This is a genomic window from Haloprofundus marisrubri, assembly GCF_001469955.1.
GTDB classification, from domain to species: domain Archaea; phylum Halobacteriota; class Halobacteria; order Halobacteriales; family Haloferacaceae; genus Haloprofundus; species Haloprofundus marisrubri.
Genome location: NZ_LOPU01000016.1, coordinates 255,257 through 281,040, shown reverse-complemented (window position 1 = coordinate 281,040; position 25,784 = coordinate 255,257). Strand labels below are relative to the sequence as shown.

Sequence of the window (25,784 nt, the reverse complement as noted above, 5' to 3'; positions counted from 1 at the left end):
GACAGTGGTTCGCTCGATGGATAAAGCTACGCCGGCCAGCGGCCGAGCGGGTCGACCAGCGGCCGGGCAAGCCAGCGAGCGGCTACTTCTTTCCGGCGTGAATCAGGAACGCGAGTGCGCCACCGATGAGGCCGACGTTTTTCAGGAAGTGGTACAGTTCGTTCTGACTCTCCATCTCGTCGTCGATGTTCCAGAAGTCGTGCATGAACGCGGTCACGCCGACGAGGTACGCGAAGACGGCCCCGGCCGACAGCACCGGTGCACGCCAGAGGATGAGTCCGAGACTTCCGACTGTGCCCATCCCGCTGGCGAACGGAACGAGCGTCTCCGCGTTCGGGACGTTCTTCGACTGCGCGTAGCCGATACTGCCTTCCATGTCCTTGAAGTTCGTCACCGTCGCGTATCCCACAGCCACGCCGAACAGCAGGCGCGCGAGTTTCAGTATCACACCGTGACCACCGTCGTCGGCGACGTCGGTCTCCGTTTCCGTCTCCGATTGCATCTCTTCGACCTGTGATTTCGTGTCTGTCACGGGGTACGGTACGGAAGCCACCACATTACCATTTGCTACAGAGTACCAAGGACCGCAGTCGTTCGGCGGTCGTCGGTTGCCGCACCGTCGACCCTGCGCGACCTCGCCCCGACGTTTATCTCACCGCTTCGCTTACGCACGGACATGAGCGACCTCTCTCTCGACGCGACACAGTTGGACCGCTACTCGCGGCACATCATCATGGACGAAGTCGGGCCAGAAGGACAGAAGAAACTGCTCGACGGGCGCGTGCTGGTCGTCGGCGCGGGGGGACTGGGTGCGCCGGTCATCCAGTATCTCGCCGCCGCAGGCGTCGGGACCATCGGCGTCGCCGACAACGACGTGGTCGAACGCTCGAACCTCCAACGACAGGTCATCCACGCCGACGCCGACGTGGGCGTGCCGAAAGTCGAGAGCGCCGCGAACTTCGTTACCCGCCTCAATCCCGACGTGACCGTCGAACAGCACCACCTGCGTGTCGGCCCCGACAACGTCGAATCGCTCGTCGCCGACTACGACGTGGTCGTCGACGCCTCCGACAACTTCCAAACTCGATACGTGGTCAACGACGCCTGCCGACTCGCCGAGATTCCGGTGGCTCACGGCGCAATCTACAAGTTCGAGGGACAGGCGACGACGCTCGTCCCCGGCGGACCCTGCTATCGGTGTCTGTTCCCCGAAGCGCCCGAACCCGGGACGGTCCCCGACTGCGCGACGACGGGCGTGCTGGGCGTGCTTCCGGGGACGCTCGGCTGTATCCAAGCGACCGAAGCGGTCAAACTGCTCATCGACGCGGGCGAACCGCTCGCCGGCAAGTTGCTGTTCTACGACGCGATGGAGATGAGTTTCGAGACGGTTCCGTACCGACAGAACCCCGACTGTCCGGTCTGTGGTGACGACCCAATCAGCTCCGTCGACGAAGTGGAGTACACCGGCGGATGTGCGGTGCGGGCGGACTGAGCGGCCAGCGCTGTTCTTCGGGTCCGTCCGAGCACCGGAGCCGACGTGAGAACCGGGTCATTCTGCTCTCGGACTTCTGTTCACGAAGCAGCCATTCACACCCGTCGACTGGTGGCAAATTATATACACTACTGTGTGGCACTCTCGAATGCCGGCGCCGACGCTCGCTTGCGTGCTCGGACACGGGGGAGAAACACGGACCAGTTCGTCCACACGGTGTTCCACAGGGACTCGATATCTCGGGGTCTCGGTGCCGGCAACCGCGCCTCTGTCAACCGAGGGTGTCTCTGACAACAGGGACTTTCGGTCCCTGCTCTCCGAGCGTTCACACCGTTCTCGTCGCGTCACCGGTGACGGTGCGTTATCCGAAGCCGAGCAACCAGCGAACCGCTTCTGACCCGACCAATAGCCCGCCTTCCGGGCGGGTGAGTCGACGGCCCGACCAGAGTGCAATCGCCAAGAGTGCCGTCAGTCCAGCGAGCCACAACGCCCCGTCGAAGGCAGCGGCGCTCGCAGACAGCGGCTGAATCGCCGCCGCGAGGCCGAGAACGACGAGCACGTTCAGCAGATTGCTCCCGAGAACGTTGCCGACGGAGACGCCACCGCGCCCGCGGTTGAGCGCGACGATAGAGACGGCGAGTTCCGGCGTCGAGGTGCCGAACGCGACCACCGTTGCACCGATAACGTAGTCGGAGACGCCGACGAACTCGGCAAGCGAGACGGCAGCGCCGACGAGCACCTGCCCGGCGACGACGACCACGACGAGACCGCCGAGCAGACGAACCGTATCGAAGCGTTTCGGCGGGTCCGCGTCGGGTGTCTGATGGTCGGGGGCGCTCCCGTAGCGGACCAGGACCACGACGTAGGCGGCGTACACCGCGAGCAGCACCACGCCTTCGAGACGGGAGACCGCACCGTCGAAAAGAACGACGAGCAGAAGTGCCGTCGCACCCGCGACAGCGAGTACATCCCGGTGTAGCACCCGCTGAGGGATGTGAATCAGGCGCACCAGCGAGACGATGCCGAGAACGACGGCGATGTTGTAGATATTGCTGCCGACGACGTTGCCGACGGCGAGCACCGACCGACCGGCGAGCGACGCTTCGACGGTGACCGCGAGTTCCGGCAGTGAAGTTCCGACGGCGACGACGGTCAGTCCGACGACGGTCGCGGAGACGCCGAAGCGCCGCGCGAGGCGGACGGCAGCCTCGACGAACTGCTCGGCACCCACCCACAGCAGGGCGACCGCGACGACGAACAGCACGAGCGAAGAGAGCACACCGACGTTCACGTCGGATAGATACGCCGGTAACGGGATAAATCCGTCACAGAATCGAACTCAGCCAGCGGACGACTTCCGACCCGACGAGCACCCCACCTTCGGGGCGCGAGAGACGGTGACCGGTCCAGAGCGCGACGATACTGACAGCGATGATGGCGGCGTCGACGACAACACTCGGCACGGTTCGACTACGGAGGCGTTCAGAATAAATCTCGGTTCGAGCGCTGTCGGCCACCGTCCGACTCGCCCCGTGAGTTATCGTCGTCGCCCCCGACCGTCACGTATGCCCACCGAACTGCTCTCGGGTGTGTACGACATCACCGTGATGGAGGGGACAGACCGCCGACTGCGTGCGTATCTCTTCGACGGTTCCGACGACTCGGAATCGACGCCGACGCTCGTCGATACCGGTCTGGCCGCGACGACCGACCGCCTCTTTTCGAGACTCGACGACCTCGGCGTCGACCCCGAACGCGTCGTCATCACTCACGGCGACGGCGACCACATCGGCGGACTGTCGGCCGTTATCGACCGCTTCGACCCCGAGGTGTTCGTTCCCGAACAGACCGACCTCGCAGACGTGGAAGGCGTCGAGGAGTCGGACGTCTCCCGCTACGGCGACGGCAACGAACTCGGTCCGTTCGAGGCGGTCCACGTCCCGGGCCACGAACCGGACAATCACGCACTGGTGGATGCGGCGCGTGGTGTCGTCGTCGCCGGCGACGCCGTGTCGGGGTCCGACCAGCGCGGGCTTCCAGAAGGGTACCTGATTCTCCCGCCGGCGGTGTTCTCCGACGACCTCAACGAGGCCGAAGAGAACCTCGAACGCTTGCTGGAGTACGAGTTCGACGCCGTGCTCGTCTTCCACGGGTCGTCGGTGCTCGAAGGCGGACAGAAGAAACTCGACCGGTTCGTGAACTTCCCCGGAAAACCGTAGCGTTCGTGCGATATGCAATCAGGGTACAAACCCTAAGACGGTTGTCGCGGGTTCCAACACGGGTTTACGCCGTCACCGAGACGGTCGGACAATGAGTTTGGAGTCGCTTCTGAACGGTCTCCCGTTCGTCGAACATCTCGGCATCGAAATCGACGACGTCGACGAAGGCTACGCGAGCGGCCACGTCGAGTTGACGTCCGAACTGTCGTCGGTTCCGGGCCGAAAAATCGCCCACGGCGGCGTCGCCTACGCACTCGCGGACACTGTCGGCGGCGCGTCGGTCATGTCACTGCACTACGCACCGACGCCGACCATCGACATGCGCATCGATTATCTCGCGCCCGGACAGGACGACTTGGTCGCCGAAGCAGAGGTCGTCAGAAACGGCAACAGCGTCGCCGTCACCGACATCGAGATACGAGACGTCGAAGGGACGCACGTCGCCGATGCTCGCGGCGTGTTCAAAACCGGCGGCGGCGACGGCGAGACGGCGTGGGGGACGGGGTCGCCCGAACTCGACGACCGGTGACTGGCCCGTCCGGACTCGGCTAACCACGCCGGAGAGAAGCCGAAAAATCAAAAATTGCGTGAGGTCAGAGAATCAGCGTGATAATCGCAACGACGACGAATATCAGCACGAGGATTCTCGCTATCTCCATCGAGATTCCGGCGACGCCGGTCGCACCGACGACGTACGCGACTATCGCTAACACGAAGAAGACGACAGCGTAGTAGAGGAAGTCGCCGCTGAACTGCAGCGGTGCGAGGACGCTCGCCAGTTGGGGGAGTGTGAATGTCATGTTCGGGTCCTCAGAGGCGGGTGAGTCGCACTTCGTCGTCGGTTACTTCCTGTACCTCGGCGGCCTGGAGGGGGTACGCACCCGACGCTTCGTCGGCTGTCTCCCAGCCTAACTTCGCCTTGAGCGTCTCGAAGACGCTCGGGTCGGGGTCGACGTACGCCGTCCCGTGACGAACGTCGACGACACGTCCCGCCTCGGTCCCGGTTGCATCTACGACGCGCTTTCCTTCGTCACGTTCGGTGAATGTTATCGTCTGTTCCATAGCGGTCACTCCGCTCTGCTTCGACTCCTCGGGGCAAAACTCCCAAAGCGATAGAATCGCCAGCGAAGAGGTAGACGCGCACTCAGGAGATAACCGTTTGTTGCGGTTTACCTGAGAGTCGGTCGAACGTCGGTCAGCGCTGAGGGAGTCGCCGAGAATCGACAGCGTCCTCTCGTCGGACCGGTCGTTCGACCACCGACAAATCGCCAATCACCGAACCAGTCGCCAGAGCGCCAGCGTCGAGAGCGCGACACAGCCACAGATACCGACACCGACGCCGAGGAGAAACGAACGAGCGCCGCCGTCGTTCTCGTCGCGGCGACTGCCAGTCGAAGAACTCGACGAGGACCCGGCCTGCCACTCAGCGTCGTCGGCGTCGAGAGCGGTCTCCGGTTCATCGGCCGACGGCGCACGGACCGACGTGTCGTCGCTTCCGGAGGGGAGAAGGTGCGACGACCGCACCTCGCTCGTACGTTCTGTCCGGTCAGAAGAGCTGGTGGGGGCGGCGGGCGTGGTGGAAACAGTGGGCGCAGTAGAGTCGGCGTGGTCGGGGGGAGCGAACTCCGCCGAGTACCGTTGCTCCCAGATGACCGCGTTGACAGCAGCGCCGACGAGCAACACGAGACCGCTGAAGTAGAGCCACGTCACGAGCAGAAGCACGCCGCCGATGACGCCGTACGCTTCGTACTGACCCGCGTTTGCGGCGTACAGTTGAAACCCGATTTCGAGCAGCGCCCATCCCCCGGCGGCGACGACGGCCCCCGGCAGTGCTTCGGCGAGACGGACGTCGACACTCGGAAAGACGTAGTACATCGGTAGGAACGCGAGACTGAGGCCGCAAAGGAGTAAAAGTGGGTTGAGAACGTGGAGAAACGGCAGTTGAAGATACGCGAACACGCCGCCGGCCAGACCCACGGCGAAAAGCGAGACGGCCACCGTCACGAAAGCGACGAACCCGTGGCGCAGTTGACCGAGAAACGAGAGTTCGTCCGTCGTGTTGTACACCTCAGCAAAGGCGACGTCGAGGCCGCGGAACAGCTTCAGCGCCCCCCACAGAAGCACCAGCACGCCCAGCACCGAGAGGCCGGTCTGACCGCTGGTGTTTGTGACCGCCTCGGTGACGAGTTCTTGGGCGTTCGGCGTGAGATACTCGTTCGTCAACACCGTGATTCGGCGGGTCAGCGCCTCGTCGCCGATAGTGCCCGCAGCGAGAAGCAGCAACAGCAACAGCGGGATGAGCGAGACGAACGCGTTGTACGCGAGGCTGCCGGCCAGAAACGTGAGGTTCTCGTCTCGTACCTTCTGAACCGTCGCTTTGACGGTGGCGGTCGTCTCCCCCGCTGGAAGGTGCATATTCTCAGTAAGTGGTCCGAGACTATGGTTCTACGGACCGACACGAACGAGTATCGAGAGAATACTTGTGTACCGGCCGTGCCAAGACGCCGTTTCTTTTTCACCGAGCAGTCGAATTTCGTGCGTATGAGCGAGCAATCGCAGGCGACGGTCACCGTCTTCTCGGACTACGTCTGCCCGTTCTGTTATCTGGGCCGCGAGTCGCTGAGACAGTACCAGCAGTCGAGAGACGACGAACTGGCCATCGACTGGCATCCGTTCGACCTCCGAGCGCAGAAACGAGGCCCCGACGGCGAAATCGACCAGTCGGCCGACGACGGCAAAGACGACGAGTACTACGAGCAAGCGAAGGAGAACGTCCGTCGCCTCCAAGAGAAATACGACGTGGAGATGACCGTCGACATCGCCACCGACATCGACTCGCTGGACGCACAGGTCGCGTCGTACTACGTCAAACAGCACTACCCGTACGAGACGTGGCTGACGTTCGACGAGGCCGTCTTCGATGCGCTCTGGAAAGATGGAAAGGACATCGGCGACCGGGAACTGCTCGTCGAACTCGCCGCGGACGCGGGTGTCGACAGCGACGAGGTTCGGTCGGCGCTCGACGACGAGACGCTGAGAGCGGAACTACGCGAGAAGTTCACCGAAGCCCATCAACAGGGCGTCAGCGGCGTTCCGACGTTCGCCTACGACGGTTACGCCGCCCGCGGGGCCGTCCCGCCGGAGCAGTTGGAACGACTCGTCGAGGGCACCTGAAACGAAAACTCAGAGGAGTCGAACCGTAGAACGCAGGAAACGAGCGACCGGTTGCGGGGAGAACGACCGACCGCCTCAGCGGCGGAACTTCGTCCGGTCTTCCAGTTGTTTTTCGAACCACTGCCACTCGCGGGTAAACTGCCCCGTTTCGCGGAGGTTCCACACGTCGGCGTCGGTGACGATGGGGCCGAGGCGGAACGACTGCACCATGTTCGTCAGCCAGATGAGCGTCCCGACACCGATGATGACCGCACCGAACGACGACACCTGCTGGAGAATCTCGAACGCCTCGGGGTACGACGCCGACCGGCGCGGCAGGCCGCCGTAGCCGATGAGAATCATCGGGAGGAACGTGACGAACACGCCGACGATGCTGAGGTAGCCGTGGATGCGACCGAGTCGCCGGTTGAACATCCGTCCGGTGATGAGCGGGAACCAGTAGTAGCTGGCGGCGAAGGCGGCGAAGGTGATGACGCCCATCACGATGAAGTGGAAGTGACCGACGACGTAGTACGTCCCGTGAAGGACGACGTCGACGGGAATCGAGGCGAGGAACACGCCCGTCACGCCGCCGATGATGAACGTCATGATGCCGCCGATACAGAAGATGAGCGGCGCGGTGAGTCGGAGGCTACCGCCCCACAGCGTCGCCATCCAGTTGAACGTCTTGACCGCACTCGGAATGGCGATAGCGAGCGTCACCGCCATGAACGAGGCACGGAGACGGGGGTCGATACCCGTGGTGAACATGTGGTGTGCCCAGACGCCGAACGAGAGCACGCCGATGGCGAGCGTCGAGTAGACGATGAACTTGAAGCCGAACAGCTTTCGTCCGGCGAACTTCGGAAGGATGAGACTCACCAGCCCCGCCGCCGGTAAGAAGAGGATGTACACCTCCGGATGGCCGAAGAACCAAAAGAGGTGCTGCCAGAGGATGGGACCACCGCCTTCGACGGCGAAGAACGTCGTCCCGAAGTTACGGTCGGTGATGAGCATCAAGAGTGAACTGCCGAGCACTGGGAACGCGAAGAGAACGATACCGCTGGTCGTGAGCATCGTCCACGAGAAGATGTCGAGGTTGCCCCAGGTGACGCCCTCGTCGCGTTCGGTGAACAGCGTGACGATGATGTTGATAGACGCCATGATGGTCGCCAGCCCGCTCAGATGCAGGCCGAGAAGCACGAGGTCGACCTGCGGGTTGGTGATGAGAATCGACCGCGGCGCGTAGAGCGTCCACCCCGTCGTCGGCGGGCGCAGCGAGAACAACAGTTCCCAGCGGATGCCGACGGCGGCGAGCATCTTGCCCATCACCTCCGTGATGAGGCCCGCGCGGACCATGAAGAACGCCGGCGGGAGCAGCCAGAAGGCGATGGCGTTGATGCGCGGGAACGACATGTCGTCGGCACCGACGAGAAGCGGGATAAAGTAGTTCGCGAGGCCGGTGAACGCGGGCGTCACGAAGAAGAACAGCATCGTGAACCCGTGGGTCGTAAAGAGCGCGTTGTACGTCTCCGCGCTCCAAACGTCGGTCCCGGCGGTGAACAGTTCCGTCCGAATCATCATCGCGTCGGTGGCACCCCATAGCGCGGCCCCGGACGCGAAGACGATGTAGAGGATACCGATGTCTTTGTGGTCAACGGTGGTCAGCCACCGGAACAGCCCCGTCGGTTTCTCCGACTCGAAGCCCAGTCCCGAGAGGTACCCACCGTCGGCGGCGACGCTCCGCAACTGCCAGTTCTGTTTGTAGCCTGCGTATATCGCCAACCCGAGTAGCACCCAAGTGGCGACGAGCAAGCCAGGTATCTCTGTAAACACACTAATCATGTCCTTCGACACGGTCGAGGACCACGGCCTCAACTTAGGATTGTACGCAGATATAGATGCGGTGGCGTTCGCAGAATTCGGCCGAATTCAGTCCTCTTCGGGAGGTCGGGTTGCACTCACTGCGAAACGTCGGTCGGGTCGTATCGCTCGGTCTCCAACGGCCCCTCGCTCGTCAGACGACCGTACACCGCCCCGAGCAGGAAGCCGTAGCAGAGGTGTGCTAACAGCGTGAAGATGACGTAGATGGCGAGCAGGCCACCCGAGAGGTCACCGCGACCGGTGAGCACGAACACGACCCAAAGCGCGACGGCGAGTACCATCCCACGCGTCGCCGGGTCGGGGCCCCCGGGAATGTACTGTTCGAGCGCCATGAACGCCAGCGGCCACGCGAACACACCCGCGAGGAGGAACAGGATGAAGCCGAGAGTCACGTTGCCGGGCATGCCGGCGAAGCGAGCGACGGCCTCGAAGATGGCGAGGTTCGAACGAGTCTCTACCTCCAGAAACAGCAACAGCAACGACATCACGGCGATGCCCGTGACACCACCGGCGATGGCGCTGAGTGGACGGTTCATGATGGACGGTAGTTCGTGACACTCGGTTAAAAGCCTCGCCCGTCGAACACCCGAGAGTCCGTCGTCTCGAGAAGACAGTCGTCTCGGTGACACGACTCGGAGACAAAAAGACAAAACAACTCCCGAACACACCTTTCGGTGTCGCGGTGCCAGGTCGAGGGTAGGGGTTCGGCCGGCACTCCGCGACTTTTCGAGTCCGCGACTCGACGAACCCGCAGTGTTTTAGCCGCGCACTTCCCGAGAAAACGTATGACCGCACAGGGAATCGTCGGGGAGTTCCTCTCTCTCAAAGAACAGACGGACGCCGACCTGTTGGCGATGCAGTGCGGCGATTTCTACGAGTTCTTCGCCGACGACGCGGAGTTCGTCGGCGAGAAACTGGATTTGAAAGTCTCACAGAAGTCCTCACACGGGTCGTCGTATCCGATGGCGGGCGTGCCGCTGAACGACCTCACGCCGTATCTGAAGGCGCTCGTCGAACGTGGCTACCGCGTCGCCGTCGCCGACCAGTACGAGACCGACAACGGCCACGCGCGAAAAATCACGCGCGTCGTCACGCCGGGGACGCTGTTGGAGACGACGGACGCCGACGCCCGATACATCGCCGCCGTCGTCCGCGGCGACGACGGCTACGGCCTCGCCTTCGCCGACGCCACGACTGGCAAGTTTCTCGTCACCGACACGGAGACGGAGGCCGACGCCCACGCCGAACTGTACCGCTTCGGTCCGGTCGAAATTCTGCCCGGCCCCGAGATTCGCAACGACGACGAGTTTCTGAACCGCCTCCGCGAGTCGAGCGACGCCTCGCTTTCCTTGCACGACGCCGACAGTTTCGCACCGGGGCGCGCGAAACACGCCCTCCGCGAGCAGTTCGGCCGCGAGGCGCTCGACAGCGTCGGCCTAAACGGCGAGCGAGCGATTCGCGCCGCGGGCGCGGCGCTGTCGTACGTCGAGGAGACGGGCGTCGGCGTCGCCCAGTCGATGACGCGCTTGCAGGCGTACCGCGTCGCCGACCACCTCGAACTCGACGCGACCACCCAACGGAATCTGGAACTCACCGAGACGATGCACGGCGACCGCTCGGGGTCGCTTCTGGACACCATCGACCACACGGTGACGAGTCCGGGCGGCCGCCTCCTGAAGGAGTGGCTCACCCGACCACGACGCTCGCAACCCGATATCGAACACCGACTCGACAGCGTCGAAGCGCTCGCGTCGGCGGCGCTCGACAGAGAACGCGTCCGCGACACCCTCGACGGCGCGTACGACCTCGAACGACTCACGAGTCGAACCGCTTCCGGAAGCGCGGGCGCACACGACCTGCTGTCGGTACGGGACACGCTCGCGGTCCTCCCCGAACTGCGGGAAGCAATCGACGGGCGTCTCGCCGACTCGCCGCTTTCCGACGTCGTCGCCCGTCCGGACCACGACGCCGCCGCGGCGCTGCACGACGAGTTGGACGGCGCGCTGGCGGAGGAGCCACCGAAGACGCTGACGCAGGGCGGCCTCATCTGCCGCGGCTACGACGACGAACTCGACGAACTCATCGAGCGTCACGAGGAGGCCAACCGCTGGATTGACGGCCTCGCCGAGCGCGAGAAATCGCGGCACGGACTCCACCACCTCTCGGTGTCGCGCAACAAAACAGACGGCTACTACATCCAAGTCGGGAAATCCCAGACCGACGGCGTCCCCGACGAGTACCGCGAGATAAAGACGCTGAAGAACTCGAAGCGATACGTCACCGACGAACTCGAAGAACGAGAGCGCGACATCCTCCGCCTCGAAGAGGTTCGCGGCGAGTTGGAGTACGAACTGTTCAAAGAACTACGAAGGAGGGTCGCCGACCACGCGGCGCTGCTGCAGGACGTGGGCCGCACTGTCGCCGAAATCGACGCGCTCGCCTCGCTCGCGACGCACGCCGCCGGCAACGATTGGGTTCGTCCCGAACTGACGGCGGCCGGTCCACTGCGAATCGAAGCGGGGCGGCACCCGGTCGTCGAGACGACGACGGACTTCGTACCGAACGACCTGTATCTGGACCGCGAACGGGCGTTTCTCATCGTCACCGGCCCGAACATGAGCGGCAAGTCGACGTACATGCGACAGTCGGCGCTCATCACGCTGCTGGCGCAAGTGGGGAGTTTCGTCCCCGCTCGGTCGGCGACAGTGGGGTTGGTCGACGGCATCTACACCCGCGTCGGTGCGCTCGACGAACTCGCGCAGGGTCGCTCGACGTTCATGGTGGAGATGCAAGAGCTGAGTAACATCCTCCACTCCGCGACGGAGGATTCGCTCGTCATCCTCGACGAGGTGGGAAGGGGGACCGCGACGTACGACGGCATCTCTATCGCGTGGGCGGCAACGGAGTATCTGCACAACGAGGTGCGCGCGAAGACGCTGTTTGCGACACACTACCACGAACTCACGGGACTGGCCGACCACCTCGACAGAGTCGAGAACGTCCACGTCGCCGCCGACGAGACGGACGGCGACGTGACGTTCCTTCGAACCGTCCGCGACGGGCCGACGAACCGGTCGTACGGCATCCACGTTGCGGAGTTGGCGGGCGTCCCCGACCCGGTCGTAACACGTGCGACGGACGTACTCGACAGACTCCGCACCGAGAAAGCCATCGAGGCGAAAGGCGGCGGGGGCGGCGAACCCGTCCAAGCCGTCTTCGACCTCCAGTCGGGGCAGTTCGCCGCCGGCGACGGCGGAAGCGCCGACGCCACGGCCGCCGATTCCGCGGGGACGGACGAAGGCGGAGAGACGGGCGCGACGAGCGAAAGAGCCGTCGACGCCGCCGCGAACGGCGCGATTGATTCCGCGTTCCTCACGGAGTACGACGACCCCGAACCGGTGTTGGACGCACTGTCGGAGACGAACCTCGACGAACTCTCGCCGATTGAACTTATGGCGAAGGTACAAGAGTGGCAAGCACACTTAGACAAGGAGAGATGACCGAAGAACCACTGCGGGCGACGGTGAGCCTGCGCGGCGTGTTGTTCGGCCCCGACAGCGAGGTGCTCGTGGTTCGACGCGCGAGCGACGACGGGTGGGAACTCCCAGGTGGTCGCCTCGGGAGCGGCGAACCCGTCGTCGAGGGGTTGCAACGCGAAATCGAGGAGGAGACGAATCTGGACCCGGACGTCGAAGAGCCAGTTCACACCCACGCGTGGCTCAACGACGCCGGCCGCGGCCGCTTTGCGGTCTACTACTACTGCACCGTCGATGGGAAGACGGTGTCGCTCAGTGCCGAACACACCGAGTACGAGTGGGTCGTCCGCGAGACGGCTACGGAACGACTGAGCGAGACCCAGACGGAGGCCGTCGTCTGCGCGTGGGAGATTCACGAGCAGTAATCCGCCTACTCGGCCTCCTTCGCTTACTCGAATACAACCGACCCCGACTGTCTCCTGCTGCCGAAAGAGCGGCAGCGACTGCGCCGTCGGCCTCGTCGTACTGACGGCCAACTTCGTTCCGAAGGAACACTTTTGCCCGACTACCGAGTACCAACGAAATAGAGAGGAATGTTCACATGGCACAATCGGCTGTCCTCCTCAGCGTGCTGTTCGGGATAGTACTCGTTGCGACCGTCGCGTACATCTCCAGACACGAGTGGCGGCAGTACGCGGTCGCCGGCGGGGGAAGCGTCTCGAACGTCGCCCGAACCGAAAAACGGTCAGTGGTTTCGCGGACGGCCGACAGTCCCACCGCGTGGGCCGTCGTCTTCCTACTCGCGGTGGTCGCCGTCGGCGGGGCGACGGTCGTTTTCGTCAGCGGAACGACCACGCCGGAGTGGGCCACACAAACCGCCGGAACCGTTCTCGCCGGAGGGTTCGTCCTCGGCCTCGCGCTGTATCTGTTCTACGGTAGTTTCGTCTCCGCACGCGGACGCGGACTGAATCGCGCACAGGCAGCGGCTATCGGCTCGTGGGCGCTCGGACTGTTGCTCATCACCGCCGTCGTCGTCAAACTGCTGGGCCTCGTCTGAGGGTCGAACTATGAGCTACTGGACGGCTTCGGTCGTCGGCCCCTATCGCCGTCTGTCGGCCGAACTACGCTTACTGTTGGCGCTCGTCGCATTCGAGGTGCTGGCGCTCGTTGGCTACTTCGCGCTCACGGACGCGACGGTGACGAACCCTCGGTACGTGCTCTACCCGTTCGTCTGGATAAACGTCGGTGCTGTTGCCGTCCTCCGGACGACGCCCGCGTCCGCGACCCGCCACGTACGACTCGTGGCTGCGACGGTCGCGGTGCTGTACTTTCTGGCGCTAGCCGCACTCGCCGGGTTGGTAGGACTCGAACTCGGTGCGCACACACACAGCCACGTCCACGGCTTCCAGTTCACGATGGCTGCGCCCGGGTGGGGGCCACGCGTCGGCTACGCCGGGTCGCTCGTGACGGTCAACTTCGTCCCGTATCGCGTTCTGGGCTACCTCGCGCTGTCGTATCTTGTCTACGCGACGCTCGTCGACGCCGCCGCGGCGGTGCTGTCGGGCGTTCTCGGTCTCGCCAGTTGTATCGGCTGTAGCTTCCCCATCGCCGGGTCGCTCGCCGCGGGGGCCGTCGGCGGAACGGGCGTCGTCGCGCTCGAAACGCTCTCTATCGACATCTCGACACTCGTCTTCGTCGGCGCAGTGGCGCTTCTGGCGGTCCGACCGCGGTTGCGACGTCCGACGACTCACCGGTCGTGAGTTCGACGACCCGAAAGAAGCCGAAGAGAGACCACCGATGAACACTCGGACGGAGACACCGGAGACGCCGAAAGCCCGACCGACAGTTTGCCCCGTCGTCAGTGCGGCTAGAACCGTCGCCATCGTCGTCATCGCTGTCGTTGCGACGTGTTCGGAGTCGGCGCTCGCTCACGCGGGGTCGCTCAGCGGGTCGCTTCGGCCGGTTTCGGTTCCGCTCTGGTTGGTGGTCGTCTCCGGCGGCGGCGTCGTCGGCGTCTCGTTTCTGTTCACGACGCTCGTGACCGACCACGAGGCGATTCGGTCGCTCAACGGGCGCCGTATCCGCGTCCCGTCGATAGCGGACGCTCGGGCCGTCGTGCTTCCGGCCGTCCGCTGGCTATCCGTGGCGGCGCTCGTCGGCGTCGTCGTGATGGGGTTCGTCGGCCCCGCCGAACCGTTGCGAAACCTCGCAGTGCTCGTCGTCTGGGTCGGGTGGTGGCCGGGGTACACGATATCGACGTATCTCGTCGTAAACTCGTGGCCCGTCGTCAACCCGTGGCGGACGCTGTCGACGTCGCTTTCCGTGGGTCGTCGCCCGCTTCCGGCGCGACTCGGCAGGTGGGTGAGTGTCGTCGGACTCCTGTTTCTAGTGTGGCTCGAAGTCGTCAGCCCCGTCTCGGAGAACCCGCGATGGCTAGCGACGGTCGTCGTCGGCTACTCGGTCGTCACTATCGCCGGAGCGGCCGTCTACGGCGACGCGTGGTTTGCGCGCGTCGACCCCGTCAGTCGCGTCTTCCACCTCTACGGGCGACTCGCACCCGTACAACGGACCGCCGACGGATACGGACTCTCGTTTCCGGGGGCGGCGCTCGCACGACAGCCAACGCCGATGACCGAGGACGACGTGGCGTTCGTCGTCGCGCTCCTGTGGGTGACGACCTACGACGGCCTCGTCTCCACGGCCCCGTGGAACGACGTCGTCCGGGCCGCAAGTCGTGTCGGTGTCCCGCCGCTTCTCGTCCATCTCATCACGGTGTTCGTCGGCTTCGCACTCCTCTTCGGGGCGTATCGTCTGTCCGCTCGTCTCGCTCGACGAACCGCCGAGACGTACGTCACGCCCGGATTCATCGGCCGCTGGTTCGCGCCGTCGCTACTGCCCATCGCCGCGGGCTACCATCTCGCGCACTTCCTCGGCTTCTTTCTCGGCCTCGCACCGACGCTCGTCGTCGTCGGGTTCGACCCGCTTGCGCCGCCGTACGAGTTGCCGACGCTGGTGCTTCCGGCGTGGTTCGGAACGCTCCAACTCGTGTTCGTCGTCGCCGGGCATCTACTCGCAGTCTGGGTAGCACACGCGCGCGCTTTCGGGCTGTTTCCGGGCCGACTGCAGCCGATTCGGAGCCAGTACCCGCTTGTCGTCGTCGCTATCTGCTATACGACGAGTAGCCTCTGGATAGTCGCCCAACCGTTCGCCGCCCCGCTCACGTGACCATGTCCAACGAAATCGTTCCCGAGACGTCCGTCCCGCCGGGAGAGACTCCGGCGGCCGTCTGTCCGTACTGCGAGCGACCGTTCAGACGCGAGCGCCAGTGGACGCTCCACGTCGGCGAGGTCCACTCGGAGCGCGAGGGGCCACGGGACGGCTCGAAGGGTTCGGGCGACGCGTCGTTTCGAGCGCAGTACGACGCCGCGCTGGAAGCCGAAGCCGAAGACCTGTTCGTCTTCCACTTGAAGGTGTTCGCCGCGCTCGGGGCCGTCTACGCGGGGTTCATCGTGCTCGCTATCGTGGCGTTCAGTCTCGCCGGGTAGTCGGCGGTCCGTCACCGGGGTGTCGACTTCTACGGGGAGTGTGTCTCTTCGGTCATCTCCTCCGGTGTCGGGTGCATCGCCACTGCGGCGGTGAGTACGCCGACGCCGACGAGGACGACGACGCCACCGCCGACGACGAGCGCATCGATGGCCCCCAGCGCTTCGCCGACGAGAAGCACGGCTAAGCCGATGACGACGCCGGCGAGCGAGACGACGTACGGGAGCGGACTCTCCGAGAGACTCATGTGTATTGGTACCACGACACCCTACTTCAACCGTCGGTCGGTCACCTCTACCTCGTCGCTACTCCGGACTACCACCGTAGCCGATGGCGAGAACGAACAGAAACACGCCGACGGCCGCGACGACACCCGGAAGCGCGACTACCGGGTCGAGAAAGCCCTCGCCCGCCGCCCGCGAGACGCCGACGGCGACGCCGACACCGACCGGAACCGAGAACAGAAGCGCGTAGGCGACCAGTGTTCGGGTGGAGCCAGTGGGGTCGTCGGACGCCGCCGATTCGGTGGACCGGGCGGATTCGGCAGCCTCGGCGGACTCGGAAGCCAACGTTTCGTTCGAGTGATTCGCCATCGTCTCACCCTCTCAGAGAATCGAGTACGACGCCGCCAGCGTCAGCGCCAACGCCGCGAGCAAGCCGGTGACGACGAGATAGGTGAGCGAGCGCGGTTCGAAGCGCAGATGCTGGAAGTACGCCGCGACAAGGATAGCCTTCACCGCCGAGAGCACGATGATGACCGCAAACGCCGTCCAGTACGCGAGACCCGCGAACTCCACGAGTACCTGAATCGTCGCCGAGACGAACAACACCACGTAAATCGCCGTGTACAGTTTTGTCGAAACCATTCTCGGTCACCTCACAGGATGTAGAACAGCGGAAAGAGAAACAGCCAGACGATGTCGACGAAGTGCCAGTAGAGGCCGAAGTACTCCACCGTTTGACTGTCGTCGAGATACGCCCCGCGCCACGCGCGAGCGACGAGGAACAGCGTGATGAGCAACCCGACGATGACGTGCGCCGCGTGAAGTCCGGTGGTGAGAAAGAACGTCGACGAGCGGACGTTCGTCGAGAGCCACAGGCCTTCGTGGAACAGGTGTTGCCACTCGATTCCTTTGTTGACGAGAAAGCCCACGCCGAGGAGGAAGGTGGCGACGAGACTCGCCACAACGCCCATACGACTGCGTTTCTCGGCGGCGACGAGTGCGAGTACGACGGTGAAACTGCTCGTCAGCAGGATGTAGGTGTTCAGCAGGCCGGGAATCGGGTCGGTCGGAATCGGCTCCCACCCGGTCCAGCCGAAGGCGACGCGCGTGAAGACGTACGCGCCGATGACGCCGCCGAACAGCACCACGTCTGAGGCGAGAAACACCCACATGCCGACTTTGCCGTTCTCGACGCCGGCGAACGGCCACGCCTCGCCGAACCCGCCCGCCGGCGCGTCGAACGGTTCGAGCGCCCACAGGAGAAGTGACCCGAAGGTGACTGCGCCGCCCACGGCCGACGACGCGAGATAGACGGCCCCCATCGCACCGGAGACGAACGACCCGCCTCGGAGTCCGGAGAGGCCGAAGAAGAGCACGAACATCCCGACGCTCAGCGCGAGCGGCCAGATGCTCGCGTGACTGGCGGGTTCGTCGTGCGCCTCTCGGGCGGCGTCGTACGCCGCTGGCGGCGTCGCCGACGACGTCGAACCGACCGCCGTCCCGCCGTCGGCTTCGGCCGTCAGTTGCGGCGCGTCACTCCGGAACGAGAGCGTCCCGTCGCGGTACGTCGGAACGCCGGGGAAGTTCTCCAGCGGCGGCGGCGACGGGATAGCCCACTCGGCGGTCGTCGAGTACGCCCACGGGTTGTCTTCGGCGGGGTCGCCCGCGAACGCGCTCTTCGTCAGGTTGTAGAACATGACGACGAACGACGCCGCGAGGACGAACCCGCCGATGGTGGCGAGTTTGTGCCACGGGGCGAGACCGGGCGCGTAGTCGAACACCCGCCGCGGCGTCTGCCACGCGACGAACATCGGGAAATAGAGCAGATTGAACCCGACGAAGTAGAGGCCGAAATGTAGTTTCCCCAAGAACTCGTCGTACATTCGGCCGGTCATCTTCGGGAACCAGTAGTAGAGGCCGCCGACGAGCGCGGTGACGCCGCCGACCATGACGTAGTGGAAGTGCGCGACGACCCAGTAGGTGCCGCGGAACTCGTAGTCGAGGACGACGGCCCCCAGAAAGACGCCGGTGATGCCGCCGATGATGAAGAGCAAGAGTGCGCCGAAGGTGAACAGAAACGGCGTCGTGAATCGGATTCGGCCCTTTATCATCGTGTAGATGAGCGCGAACACCATCAGGTCGAACGGGAGCGAGATGCCGATGGTGGTCACCATAAACAGCGTCTTGATTTGGAGGTTGATAGAGGTGAGAAACATGTGGTGCATCCAGACGACGAAGCTCTGGAGGGCGACGAGAATCATCGCCGCGATGAACCACTTGCGCCCGACGATACGGCGACCCGTGAACGTCTGGAACGTCTCGGCCATCACGCCCAGCGCGGGGAAGAAGACGATGTACACCTCCGGGTGGCCGAAGAACCAAAAGAGGTGGGTCCACAGCAGCGACCCGCCCGGCGACTCCAGCGCGAAGTAGGTCGTCCCGAGCAGGCGGTCCGACGAGAGGATGAGCAACGCCGCCAACAGAGCGGCGAAGGCGAACAGCATCATCCAGACGGTCAGAAGGATAGTCCACGTGAAAAGCGGCAGATTGCGGAGCGTCAGCCCTTCCGCTCGCATCCGATGTATCGTCGTGATGAAGTTGACCGAGGAGACGGTGACGGAGGTGACGAAGAGAACGAGGGCGAGAACGGCCGTACTCGCGCCGACGTCGGGCATGAACGTCGGGACGTTCAGCGGCGCGTACATCGTCCAACCGCCCGCGAAGGTGCCGCCTTGGAAAAAGGAGACGGCAAAGAGGAGGCCGGACGCGAGATAGAGCCAGTAACTCAGTGCGTTGAGTCGCGGGAACGCGAGGTCTTTCGCGCCGATTTGCAGCGGGACGACGTAGTTGGCGAAGCCGAACGCGAAGGGTGAGAGGAACCAAAAGACCATCAGTAGGCCGTGTGCGGAGACCGCTTGGTTGTACGCGGCGGGGTTGAGTATCGTCTCGCCGACGGCCCGGGGTGCCCACAGTTGAACGCGGATGAGCAACGCGAGTACCCCGCCGAGAAGCAGGAAAAAGAGCGAAGTGACGACGTAGAGGATGCCGACGTCCTTGTGGTTGGTCGTGACCAGCCACCGACGTATCTCGCTCGTCGACGGAAAGGCGTGGCCGTCGGCGTCGTGTTCGCCGCTCACGAACGTACGGTCCGAGTGGGCTGTACCGCCGTCGGTGGTCCCACCGTCAGTCATTCCCCCATCGGGTACGCGCTCGCCGACAGTTCCGTCGTCGGGGAGGCTCTCGCCGGCGGTTCCATCGTCAGTGTCGGTCGGTGGCCGTCGCTCGCTCATGATGCACTCGAACTGTTACTGGTGTTTGCGTACCACTCGCGGTACTCGTCGGGTTCCATGACGACGACGTCCGCCGTCATGTACGAGTGGCCCGCGCCGCAGAGTTCGTAACACTGTGCGGTGTAGTTGCCCGTCTCGTTTGCGACGAACCACGTGTCGGTCCGCTGGCCGGGTATCGCGTCCGTCTTCACCTTTAGCTCGGGGACCCCGAAGTTGTGGAACACGTCCGCAGAGGTGACGCGCAACCGAACCGGTTCACCCGCCGGAACGCGGAGGACGCCGTCGGTCGTGTGACCGTTCTCGTAGGTGAACTCCCAGCCGAACTGATAGCCTTCGACCTGAACCTCCATCGATTCCTCGGCCGAGGGACCTTCCTCGACGAACAACAAGGTCCCGTAGGTCCACGAGATGAGCGAAATGACGATGACGACGCTCAGCGTGAACGACGGGAGGAGTTTTCGTCCGCCGCCTCCACTCCCGACGCTCGGTAGTTCGCCGAGTGTCGGGCGGTCGACTCCGTCGTCGGCGCGGTCCTCGCCGTCACGATATCTGTACGCCGTGTAGAGCATGTAGGTGATGACGACGATGCCGACGAGCGTCCCGAGAACCAAGAAGACGACAAAGATTCGCTGGAACACGAACGTTCTGGACCCGCGTGGAATCAACTCCGACTGCAGGGCGAGTGCGGACAGGACGTACCGCAGTCCCATGAGCATTGCTACCACCTAGCCTAGTGTAAGGATGTTAGCAACCCTATATACCAATTTTGTGACGTAAATGAGACAGTACGACGGAGCGATGAGTACGGTAGATGGTGTCAATCGTGTGGTGGTTTAAATGCACGAGGAGACTGCTCCCACATCGGCCGGAGAAACGCTCGGTAGCACGCAAGAAGGACGAGAGAATCAGAGAGTCGCCCTCAAACGTCGTGCTGTGGGATGCCGATGGTCCGGTCCAGCACCGTGCCGAGTGTCACTCCGTACACCCAGTGCGCCAGAAGCGAGAAGACGAGATAGAGGGCGACGGTCAGCACTCCACCGGTCGGCCAGAACGCGGGAACGAACCCGCACCAGAAAATCGTCGCCAGCGAGACGCCGCGGAGCGCTCTCGGCTGGCCCGGCGGGAGAAACGACCCGACGACGAGAAACACGAGCGGTAACACGACGGTTCCGCCGACACCGAACAGCACGACGCCGAGCGCCAGCGTCGGGTCGACGCCGAGATACCCCGCGAATCCGGCAAAGCGCGTCACGGGTGCGGTGTCGAACAGTCCGAACACCGCCGGGACGCCGACGAGCACCGGCAACATCAGCACCGTTCCGAGCAACCCGCCGGCCATCGCAACGGCGACGACGCGAATCGTAATCGGAATGGCTGCATCCTCGACGACTCTCCCGTCGATTGCTGTACTCTCCGATTCGCTTACGCCCCCGTTCGTCGCCATACTAGAGGCTACCCGACGAGTATTGTTAAATGGTAACATTTGACAATATCGCCGTGTCTCTCTGCCGGTGACGTACGTCGGTGGATGCCGACGAATACAGTCAGCACCCTTGGACGCCGCGCCCGTCGAACGGACCGCAGTGACCCGCGCGTTCAAGTAGGTTGCTCTCGGTAGCTCCGTTCATGAATCAGCGGACCAGTCCGACTCGACGCGGAGTCGAGGTGACCGCCCCGTGAGCGACGTTCCGGAGAGCGACGAAACCGAGGCTACCACCGATAACCCACAGATTCGTGCGCTCGACGACGCGACGATTCGGCAAATCGCGGCGGGCGAAGTGGTCGAACGCCCTGCGTCGGTCGTGAAAGAACTCGTCGAGAACAGTCTCGACGCCGACGCGTCTCGGGTTTCCGTCGCCGTCGAGAACGGCGGGAAAGACGGCATCCGCGTCCGCGACGACGGAAAGGGGATGACCGAGTCGAACCTCGAACGCGCCGTCGAGAAACACACGACGAGCAAGATACGCGACATCTCGGACCTCGATGCGGGCGTCGGAACGCTCGGCTTCCGCGGCGAGGCGCTGCACACCGTCGGCGCGGTGTCTCGGCTCACCGTTCGGTCGAAACCGCGCAACGGCGGTGCTGGCGGCGCAAGTGGCACGGCCGGAGCGGGTGCCGAACTCACCGTCGAAGGCGGCGACTCCGGGGAGCTTCGGCCCGCAGGCTGTCCGGCCGGTACGACCGTCGAAGTCGACGACCTCTTTTTCAACACACCGGCCCGAAAGAAGTTTCTCAAGACCGACCCCACCGAGTTCGACCACGTCAACACCGTCGTCACGCAGTACGCGCTGGCGAACCCCGACGTTGCGATTTCGCTCGAACACAACGGCCGCGAGGTGTTCGCCACCGAGGGCAACGGCGACCTACCGTCGGCGGTGCTGTCGGTCTACGGCCGCGAAGTGGCCGAGGCGATGGTCCACGTCGACTTCGAGGCCACCGGACCCGGTCCCGTCCAGTCGGTGTCGGGCGTCGTCAGCCACCCCGAAACCACCCGCGCGGGCCGCGAGTACCTCTCGACGTTCGTCAACGACCGCTACGTCACCGCCGCGACGCTTCGCGAAGGCGTCTTGGACGCCTACGGCGGGCAACTCGCTCCCGACCGCTACCCGTTCGCCGTGTTGTTCGTCGAGGTCGAACCCGACGCCGTCGACGTGAACGTCCACCCGCGAAAGATGGAGGTTCGCTTCGACGACGAGTCCAGCGCCAAGCGCGCCGTCACCGACGCCGTCGAAGAAGCCCTTCTGGACCACGGCCTCGTCCGCTCCTCCGCGCCGCGGGGACTCTCCGCGCCCGACGAGACGGAAGTCCAACCGGGCAAGAGAGACGAGACGGAGGTCGTCGGCGGCGCGGGCACCGCCCACGAAGCCGCGAGCGACGTGGCCGGGCGGACGAGTCGCGTCGACCGGCGAGCGACGCGAGTGGACGGTGAGAGTGACAGAACGGAGTCGTTCGGCGATGCGTCGCCTCCGTCGTCTCGCTCGGACGAGTCGGCGGCAGAGGGCAGCGCCCCGAGAGCCGCGGCCGACCGACCGACCGGGTCGACAGAGAGCGAAAACGAGACGAGTACGCCAGCTATCGACACCGGAGCGAGCGCGTCGGAGACGGACACTGCCCCCGAAGAGACAGCATCTACCCCAGAACACCCGTCGACAGTCGGGTCGACAGCCGAGAGCTCCAAGAGCGTCGACAACGCCGAACGCGAACAGTCGTCGCTGGCGGCGAGTCATCCGGAGACATCGACGGAGACGGACGACATCGACTTTTCGGGCGGAATCACCGCGCCGACGACACAGCGAACGCTGTCGGGCGACGACGCGACGCCGGAGACGACGTTCGACAGTCTGCCGCGGATGCGCGTGCTCGGCCAACTCCACGACACCTACGTCGTCGCCGAGACGCCCAGTGGGTTGGTCCTCATCGACCAACACGCCGCCGACGAACGCGTCAACTACGAACGGTTGCAGAACGAACTCGCGGGCGACACGCCGACACAGGCGCTCGCAGACCCCGTCGAACTGGAGTTGACCGCCCGGGAGGCGGCGCTGTTCGAGGAGTATTCTGATGCTCTGGCGCAGGTCGGCTTCCACGCCGGACGCACCGACGACAGAATCGTCGAGGTGAGGACCGTGCCGGCGGTCTTCGGTGCGACGCTCGGCCCCGAGTTGCTCCGCGACGTGGTGAGCGCGTTCGTCGCCGAGGAGAACGACGGCGGCGAGCGAACCGTCGACGCCGTCGCCGACTCGCTGCTCGCGGATTTGGCGTGTTACCCTTCTATCACGGGCAACACGTCGCTGACCGAGGGGTCGGTCATAGAACTGTTGGAGACGTTGGATGCGTGCGAAAACCCGTACGCGTGCCCCCACGGTCGGCCCGTGATTATCGAGTTCGGCCGCGACGACATCGAAGCGCGCTTCGAGCGCGATTATCCGGGCCACGCCGGGCGGCGGGTGGAGGAGTAATCGGCGAGTAGGCGGTACAGCGGGGAGTCCACAATCGGGGTATATCCGCCGCAACTCCCCGTACTTATGTGACCCTCGCAAGAACGGAGGAGCATGACAGACCTCGTCACCTTCGGCGAGACGATGCTTCGCCTCTCGCCGCCGCAGGGACACAGATTGGAGACGACCGACGACCTCGACCTCCGCATCGGCGGCGCGGAGAGCAACGTCGCCGCCGCCGTCTCCCGCCTCGGCTTCGACTCCGCGTGGCTCTCGAAACTCCCGGACTCGCCGCTGGGTCGGCGCGTCACCGTCGAACTGCAGAGCCACGGCGTCGACACGCCCGTGGCGTGGAGCGACGACGACGCGACGCGGATGGGAACGTACTACATCGAACACGGCGGCGCGCCCCGCGGGACGAACGTCATCTACGACCGTGCCGACGCCGCCATCACCACCGTCTCCGCGGACGAACTCCCCACCGAACGCATCCGCGAGAGCGAGATGTTCTACACCAGCGGTATCACGCCGGCGCTGTCGGAAGCAGCGGCCAAAGCGACGGCGACGCTCTTGGAGACGGCGAACGACGCCGGCACGACGACGGTGTTCGACTTGAACTACCGCTCGAAGCTCTGGACGCCCGAGGAGGCCGCCGTCGGCTACCGCGCGCTGTTCGACGCCGTCGACGTGCTCGTCGCCGCCGAACGCGACACCCGCGAGGTGCTCGGCCGCGACGGAACGCCCGAGGACCTCGTCTCCGGACTCGCCGACGACTACGACTTCGAGACGGTCATCCTCACCCGCGGCGACGAGGGTGCGCTCGCGCTGCACGACGGCGAGACGTACGACCAACCCGTCTACGAGGCCGACACCGTCGACGCCGTCGGCACCGGCGACGCCTTCGTCGGCGGCTTTCTCGCGGCGCGACTCGACGGCGAGAACGTGGCGACTGGACTCGAATACGCGGCGGCGACGGCGGCGCTGAAGCGAACTATCGACGGCGACATTGCGGTGGTCACACCCGAGGAAGTCGACGCCGTCGTCGGCGAAGACGGCGCTGGCATCTCGCGGTAGACCGCTGGTCGGAGTCGGGACGTTCGGGCACAACGACTAATTTTCACGCGGCCGTTTATCGGGTATGCACGTCGCCATCATCGGAGCGTACGGGAGCGCCGGCGTCGCCGTCGCCGAACGCCTCGCCGACGCGGACGAAGTCGACCGACTGACGCTCCTCGACGGCGGCGAACCCGGCGGTGGCCTCTGTATCCTTCGCGGCTGTATGCCCTCCAAAGAGGTGCTGTCGGCGGCCGCACACCGCTATCACGCCCGCCACGACGAACGTCTCGTCGGCGACCCGCCGGACATCGACCTCGAACGCGTCGTCGCCTCGAAAGACGCCCATATCACCAACTTCGCAGAGCATCGCCGGAGCGCGGTTCACTCGCTGGCGGAGAGAGAAGGTGTCGAATTTGTTCACGAGAACGCGCGTTTCACCGGGGCACGGACGCTCGCTGTCGGCGACCGAGAGTTGACCCCCGACTACGTCGTCGTCGCCACCGGCTCTGCGGTGAACGTCCCCGACACGCCCGGACTAAACGAGGTGCCCTACTCGACGAGCGCCGACGTACTCGACGCCACCGAGTTCGGCGAGTCGGGAATCGTGATGGGATTTGGCTACGTCGGCGTCGAACTCGCCGCGTACCTCTCGGAGGCGGGCGTCGACGTCACCGTCATCGAACACGACGACCGACCGATGGACGAGGCCGACGACGAGTTCGGTGACGACCTGTTGGCGCTGTATCGAGAGGAGTTCGACATCGACGTGCGGACGAACGTCTCCGAACAGCGCGTCGAGCGAACCGACGACGGCGGCGTCAGGATGTACCTCACCGGCGAAAGCGCCGAGGAACTCGTCGAAGCCGACCAGTTGTTCCTCTTTACGGGTCGGCGGCCGAACGTCGACGGGTTGAACCTCGACGCGGCGGGGCTGAAATCCGAGGAGGGGTGGGTCGAGGAGACGATGCAGGCCCGTGACGACGACCGGGTGTTCGTCGTCGGCGACGTCAACGGGCACGAACCCATTCTCCACGTCGCCAAGGAGCAGGGCTTTCTCGCCGCCGACAACGTGTTAGCGCACGCCGCGGGCGAGGACCTCGACCCGTACGAGAACGTCCACCACCACGTCATCTTCTCGGGGGCGTCGGTGTACCCGTACGTCCGCGTCGGCCACTCCGAGGAGTCGGCCGCAGACGCCGGTTTGGATGCGATTTCCGTCTCGCGGCAGGCCAGCGACGACGGCGTGTTCAAAACGAAGTACGCCACCCGCGGCCGGGCGAAACTCGTCGTCGACGCCGACGATGGGACTGTTTTGGGGTATCAAGGCCTACACTACCACGCCGACGTGATGGCGAAGACGATGCAGGTGGTCGTCGAACGCCAGATGCGCGTCGACGAGATTCCGGACCGCGCGTACCACCCGACGACGCCCGAAATCATCGACGGGTTGCTGCGCGCAGCGAAGAAAGAACTCCGCTGAACGTTCCGACCCAATAGCCCTCACACCTT

27 protein-coding genes are annotated in these 25,784 nt (G+C 64.5%); 13 read left to right on the top strand and 14 right to left on the bottom strand.

The window, feature by feature from the left end:
• Positions 1-82: 82 nt before the first annotated feature.
• A complete protein-coding gene (locus AUR64_RS04450; RefSeq protein WP_240479577.1) occupies positions 83-532 on the bottom strand; it encodes a DoxX family protein in 450 nt (149 codons plus the stop codon).
• Positions 533-676: 144 nt separating this feature from the next.
• Between AUR64_RS04450 and ubaA the strand changes: the two genes are divergently transcribed.
• Positions 677-1,492: an SAMP-activating enzyme E1 gene (gene ubaA / locus AUR64_RS04445; protein WP_058580728.1), complete on the top strand. Its 816-nt coding sequence runs from the start codon at positions 677-679 to the stop codon at positions 1,490-1,492.
• A gap of 361 nt (positions 1,493-1,853) precedes the next feature.
• On the opposite strand, the gene AUR64_RS04440 is transcribed toward ubaA, so the two are convergent.
• Both AUR64_RS04440 and AUR64_RS04435 read right to left on the bottom strand, forming a co-directional pair.
• Positions 1,854-2,783 carry a calcium/sodium antiporter gene (locus AUR64_RS04440; protein WP_071391203.1) on the bottom strand — a complete coding sequence of 310 codons (930 nt, stop codon included), beginning with the start codon at positions 2,781-2,783 and terminating at the stop codon, positions 1,854-1,856.
• A 34-nt stretch (positions 2,784-2,817) separates the two neighbouring features.
• Entirely contained in the window at positions 2,818-2,955 is a 138-nt protein-coding gene (locus AUR64_RS04435) for a hypothetical protein (RefSeq protein ID WP_155120516.1), read from the bottom strand.
• Between the two features lie 102 nt (positions 2,956-3,057).
• On the opposite strand from AUR64_RS04435, the gene AUR64_RS04430 reads away from it, so the two are divergent.
• Positions 3,058-3,711, top strand: coding sequence for an MBL fold metallo-hydrolase (locus AUR64_RS04430; RefSeq protein ID WP_058580725.1), 654 nt, complete (start codon positions 3,058-3,060; stop codon positions 3,709-3,711).
• A 91-nt stretch (positions 3,712-3,802) separates the two neighbouring features.
• Positions 3,803-4,240 carry a PaaI family thioesterase gene (locus AUR64_RS04425; RefSeq protein ID WP_058580724.1) on the top strand — a complete coding sequence of 146 codons (438 nt, stop codon included), beginning with the start codon at positions 3,803-3,805 and terminating at the stop codon, positions 4,238-4,240.
• A 64-nt stretch (positions 4,241-4,304) separates the two neighbouring features.
• Here AUR64_RS04425 and AUR64_RS04420 read toward each other — a convergent pair whose 3' ends face one another.
• From AUR64_RS04420 to AUR64_RS04410, 3 genes are all read right to left on the bottom strand, one after another.
• Positions 4,305-4,511 carry a DUF1328 family protein gene (locus AUR64_RS04420; protein ID WP_058580723.1) on the bottom strand — a complete coding sequence of 69 codons (207 nt, stop codon included), beginning with the start codon at positions 4,509-4,511 and terminating at the stop codon, positions 4,305-4,307.
• 10 nt (positions 4,512-4,521) lie between these two features.
• Entirely contained in the window at positions 4,522-4,773 is a 252-nt protein-coding gene (locus AUR64_RS04415; RefSeq protein ID WP_058580860.1) for a hypothetical protein, read from the bottom strand.
• Positions 4,774-4,983: 210 nt separating this feature from the next.
• Positions 4,984-6,126, bottom strand: coding sequence for a YihY/virulence factor BrkB family protein (locus tag AUR64_RS04410; RefSeq protein ID WP_071391202.1), 1,143 nt, complete (start codon positions 6,124-6,126; stop codon positions 4,984-4,986).
• A gap of 126 nt (positions 6,127-6,252) precedes the next feature.
• Between AUR64_RS04410 and AUR64_RS04405 the strand changes: the two genes are divergently transcribed.
• Complete coding sequence (locus AUR64_RS04405) at positions 6,253-6,885, top strand: DsbA family oxidoreductase (RefSeq protein ID WP_058580722.1); 633 nt, start codon at positions 6,253-6,255, stop codon at positions 6,883-6,885.
• A gap of 75 nt (positions 6,886-6,960) precedes the next feature.
• Here AUR64_RS04405 and AUR64_RS04400 read toward each other — a convergent pair whose 3' ends face one another.
• Positions 6,961-8,709, bottom strand: coding sequence for a cbb3-type cytochrome c oxidase subunit I (locus AUR64_RS04400; protein WP_058580721.1), 1,749 nt, complete (start codon positions 8,707-8,709; stop codon positions 6,961-6,963).
• Positions 8,710-8,825: 116 nt separating this feature from the next.
• A complete protein-coding gene (locus AUR64_RS04395; protein ID WP_058580720.1) occupies positions 8,826-9,284 on the bottom strand; it encodes a DUF6789 family protein in 459 nt (152 codons plus the stop codon).
• Positions 9,285-9,533: 249 nt separating this feature from the next.
• Here AUR64_RS04395 and mutS point away from each other — a divergent pair, with 249 nt between their 5' ends.
• From mutS to AUR64_RS04365, 6 genes are all read left to right on the top strand, one after another.
• On the top strand, positions 9,534-12,248 hold the full coding sequence (gene mutS / locus AUR64_RS04390; protein WP_058580719.1) for a DNA mismatch repair protein MutS: 2,715 nt from the start codon (positions 9,534-9,536) through the stop codon (positions 12,246-12,248).
• The gene (locus AUR64_RS04385) at positions 12,245-12,649 is read left to right on the top strand and encodes an NUDIX hydrolase (protein ID WP_058580718.1); all 405 of its coding nucleotides are present in this window, start codon (positions 12,245-12,247) and stop codon (positions 12,647-12,649) included. Before mutS ends, AUR64_RS04385 begins: the two co-directional genes overlap by 4 nt.
• 176 nt (positions 12,650-12,825) lie before the next feature.
• A complete protein-coding gene (locus AUR64_RS04380) occupies positions 12,826-13,281 on the top strand; it encodes a hypothetical protein (protein WP_058580717.1) in 456 nt (151 codons plus the stop codon).
• Positions 13,282-13,291: 10 nt separating this feature from the next.
• Positions 13,292-13,984 carry a DUF7546 family protein gene (locus AUR64_RS04375; RefSeq protein ID WP_058580716.1) on the top strand — a complete coding sequence of 231 codons (693 nt, stop codon included), beginning with the start codon at positions 13,292-13,294 and terminating at the stop codon, positions 13,982-13,984.
• A gap of 37 nt (positions 13,985-14,021) precedes the next feature.
• Positions 14,022-15,449, top strand: a complete 1,428-nt coding sequence (locus tag AUR64_RS04370; RefSeq protein WP_155120514.1) for a hypothetical protein — start codon at positions 14,022-14,024, stop codon at positions 15,447-15,449.
• A gap of 2 nt (positions 15,450-15,451) precedes the next feature.
• Positions 15,452-15,769 carry a DUF7410 domain-containing protein gene (locus AUR64_RS04365; protein ID WP_058580715.1) on the top strand — a complete coding sequence of 106 codons (318 nt, stop codon included), beginning with the start codon at positions 15,452-15,454 and terminating at the stop codon, positions 15,767-15,769.
• 29 nt (positions 15,770-15,798) lie between these two features.
• On the opposite strand, the gene AUR64_RS04360 is transcribed toward AUR64_RS04365, so the two are convergent.
• From AUR64_RS04360 to AUR64_RS04335, 6 genes are all read right to left on the bottom strand, one after another.
• Positions 15,799-16,014, bottom strand: a complete 216-nt coding sequence (locus AUR64_RS04360) for a hypothetical protein (protein WP_058580714.1) — start codon at positions 16,012-16,014, stop codon at positions 15,799-15,801.
• Between the two features lie 58 nt (positions 16,015-16,072).
• On the bottom strand, positions 16,073-16,360 hold the full coding sequence (locus AUR64_RS04355) for a hypothetical protein (protein ID WP_058580713.1): 288 nt from the start codon (positions 16,358-16,360) through the stop codon (positions 16,073-16,075).
• 12 nt (positions 16,361-16,372) lie between these two features.
• On the bottom strand, positions 16,373-16,633 hold the full coding sequence (locus AUR64_RS04350; RefSeq protein ID WP_058580712.1) for a cytochrome C oxidase subunit IV family protein: 261 nt from the start codon (positions 16,631-16,633) through the stop codon (positions 16,373-16,375).
• An 11-nt stretch (positions 16,634-16,644) separates the two neighbouring features.
• Positions 16,645-19,182, bottom strand: a complete 2,538-nt coding sequence (locus AUR64_RS04345; RefSeq protein WP_058580858.1) for a cbb3-type cytochrome c oxidase subunit I — start codon at positions 19,180-19,182, stop codon at positions 16,645-16,647.
• A gap of 95 nt (positions 19,183-19,277) precedes the next feature.
• A complete protein-coding gene (gene coxB, locus AUR64_RS04340; protein WP_058580857.1) occupies positions 19,278-19,991 on the bottom strand; it encodes a cytochrome c oxidase subunit II in 714 nt (237 codons plus the stop codon).
• Positions 19,992-20,200: 209 nt separating this feature from the next.
• Positions 20,201-20,725: a DUF6789 family protein gene (locus AUR64_RS04335; protein WP_058580711.1), complete on the bottom strand. Its 525-nt coding sequence runs from the start codon at positions 20,723-20,725 to the stop codon at positions 20,201-20,203.
• Positions 20,726-20,957: 232 nt separating this feature from the next.
• On the opposite strand from AUR64_RS04335, the gene mutL reads away from it, so the two are divergent.
• The 3 genes from mutL (at position 20,958) to AUR64_RS04320 (ending at position 25,755) form a co-directional block, all read left to right on the top strand.
• Positions 20,958-23,240, top strand: coding sequence for a DNA mismatch repair endonuclease MutL (gene mutL, locus AUR64_RS04330; RefSeq protein ID WP_058580710.1), 2,283 nt, complete (start codon positions 20,958-20,960; stop codon positions 23,238-23,240).
• A gap of 93 nt (positions 23,241-23,333) precedes the next feature.
• The gene (gene kdgK1 / locus AUR64_RS04325; RefSeq protein WP_058580709.1) at positions 23,334-24,293 is read left to right on the top strand and encodes a bifunctional 2-dehydro-3-deoxygluconokinase/2-dehydro-3-deoxygalactonokinase; all 960 of its coding nucleotides are present in this window, start codon (positions 23,334-23,336) and stop codon (positions 24,291-24,293) included.
• Between the two features lie 64 nt (positions 24,294-24,357).
• On the top strand, positions 24,358-25,755 hold the full coding sequence (locus tag AUR64_RS04320; protein ID WP_058580708.1) for a dihydrolipoyl dehydrogenase family protein: 1,398 nt from the start codon (positions 24,358-24,360) through the stop codon (positions 25,753-25,755).
• Positions 25,756-25,784: the final 29 nt, after the last annotated feature.

What these genes read in the sequence shown, in the direction of transcription:
- AUR64_RS04335 (WP_058580711.1), bottom strand. Translation starts at nt 20,725, where the DNA reads ATGGCGACGAACGGGGGCGTAAGCGAATCGGAGAGTACAGCAATCGAC.
- AUR64_RS04400 (WP_058580721.1), bottom strand. Translation starts at nt 8,709, where the DNA reads ATGATTAGTGTGTTTACAGAGATACCTGGCTTGCTCGTCGCCACTTGG.
- mutS (WP_058580719.1), top strand. Translation starts at nt 9,534, where the DNA reads ATGACCGCACAGGGAATCGTCGGGGAGTTCCTCTCTCTCAAAGAACAG.
- AUR64_RS04425 (WP_058580724.1), top strand. Translation starts at nt 3,803, where the DNA reads ATGAGTTTGGAGTCGCTTCTGAACGGTCTCCCGTTCGTCGAACATCTC.
- coxB (WP_058580857.1), bottom strand. Translation starts at nt 19,991, where the DNA reads ATGGGACTGCGGTACGTCCTGTCCGCACTCGCCCTGCAGTCGGAGTTG.
- AUR64_RS04355 (WP_058580713.1), bottom strand. Translation starts at nt 16,360, where the DNA reads ATGGCGAATCACTCGAACGAAACGTTGGCTTCCGAGTCCGCCGAGGCT.
- kdgK1 (WP_058580709.1), top strand. Translation starts at nt 23,334, where the DNA reads ATGACAGACCTCGTCACCTTCGGCGAGACGATGCTTCGCCTCTCGCCG.
- AUR64_RS04350 (WP_058580712.1), bottom strand. Translation starts at nt 16,633, where the DNA reads ATGGTTTCGACAAAACTGTACACGGCGATTTACGTGGTGTTGTTCGTC.
- AUR64_RS04405 (WP_058580722.1), top strand. Translation starts at nt 6,253, where the DNA reads ATGAGCGAGCAATCGCAGGCGACGGTCACCGTCTTCTCGGACTACGTC.
- AUR64_RS04380 (WP_058580717.1), top strand. Translation starts at nt 12,826, where the DNA reads ATGGCACAATCGGCTGTCCTCCTCAGCGTGCTGTTCGGGATAGTACTC.
- AUR64_RS04385 (WP_058580718.1), top strand. Translation starts at nt 12,245, where the DNA reads ATGACCGAAGAACCACTGCGGGCGACGGTGAGCCTGCGCGGCGTGTTG.
- AUR64_RS04420 (WP_058580723.1), bottom strand. Translation starts at nt 4,511, where the DNA reads ATGACATTCACACTCCCCCAACTGGCGAGCGTCCTCGCACCGCTGCAG.
- AUR64_RS04365 (WP_058580715.1), top strand. Translation starts at nt 15,452, where the DNA reads ATGTCCAACGAAATCGTTCCCGAGACGTCCGTCCCGCCGGGAGAGACT.
- AUR64_RS04370 (WP_155120514.1), top strand. Translation starts at nt 14,022, where the DNA reads ATGAACACTCGGACGGAGACACCGGAGACGCCGAAAGCCCGACCGACA.
- AUR64_RS04415 (WP_058580860.1), bottom strand. Translation starts at nt 4,773, where the DNA reads ATGGAACAGACGATAACATTCACCGAACGTGACGAAGGAAAGCGCGTC.
- AUR64_RS04320 (WP_058580708.1), top strand. Translation starts at nt 24,358, where the DNA reads ATGCACGTCGCCATCATCGGAGCGTACGGGAGCGCCGGCGTCGCCGTC.
- AUR64_RS04375 (WP_058580716.1), top strand. Translation starts at nt 13,292, where the DNA reads ATGAGCTACTGGACGGCTTCGGTCGTCGGCCCCTATCGCCGTCTGTCG.
- AUR64_RS04430 (WP_058580725.1), top strand. Translation starts at nt 3,058, where the DNA reads ATGCCCACCGAACTGCTCTCGGGTGTGTACGACATCACCGTGATGGAG.
- ubaA (WP_058580728.1), top strand. Translation starts at nt 677, where the DNA reads ATGAGCGACCTCTCTCTCGACGCGACACAGTTGGACCGCTACTCGCGG.
- AUR64_RS04360 (WP_058580714.1), bottom strand. Translation starts at nt 16,014, where the DNA reads ATGAGTCTCTCGGAGAGTCCGCTCCCGTACGTCGTCTCGCTCGCCGGC.
- AUR64_RS04410 (WP_071391202.1), bottom strand. Translation starts at nt 6,126, where the DNA reads ATGCACCTTCCAGCGGGGGAGACGACCGCCACCGTCAAAGCGACGGTT.
- AUR64_RS04395 (WP_058580720.1), bottom strand. Translation starts at nt 9,284, where the DNA reads ATGAACCGTCCACTCAGCGCCATCGCCGGTGGTGTCACGGGCATCGCC.
- AUR64_RS04345 (WP_058580858.1), bottom strand. Translation starts at nt 19,182, where the DNA reads ATGACTGACGGTGGGACCACCGACGGCGGTACAGCCCACTCGGACCGT.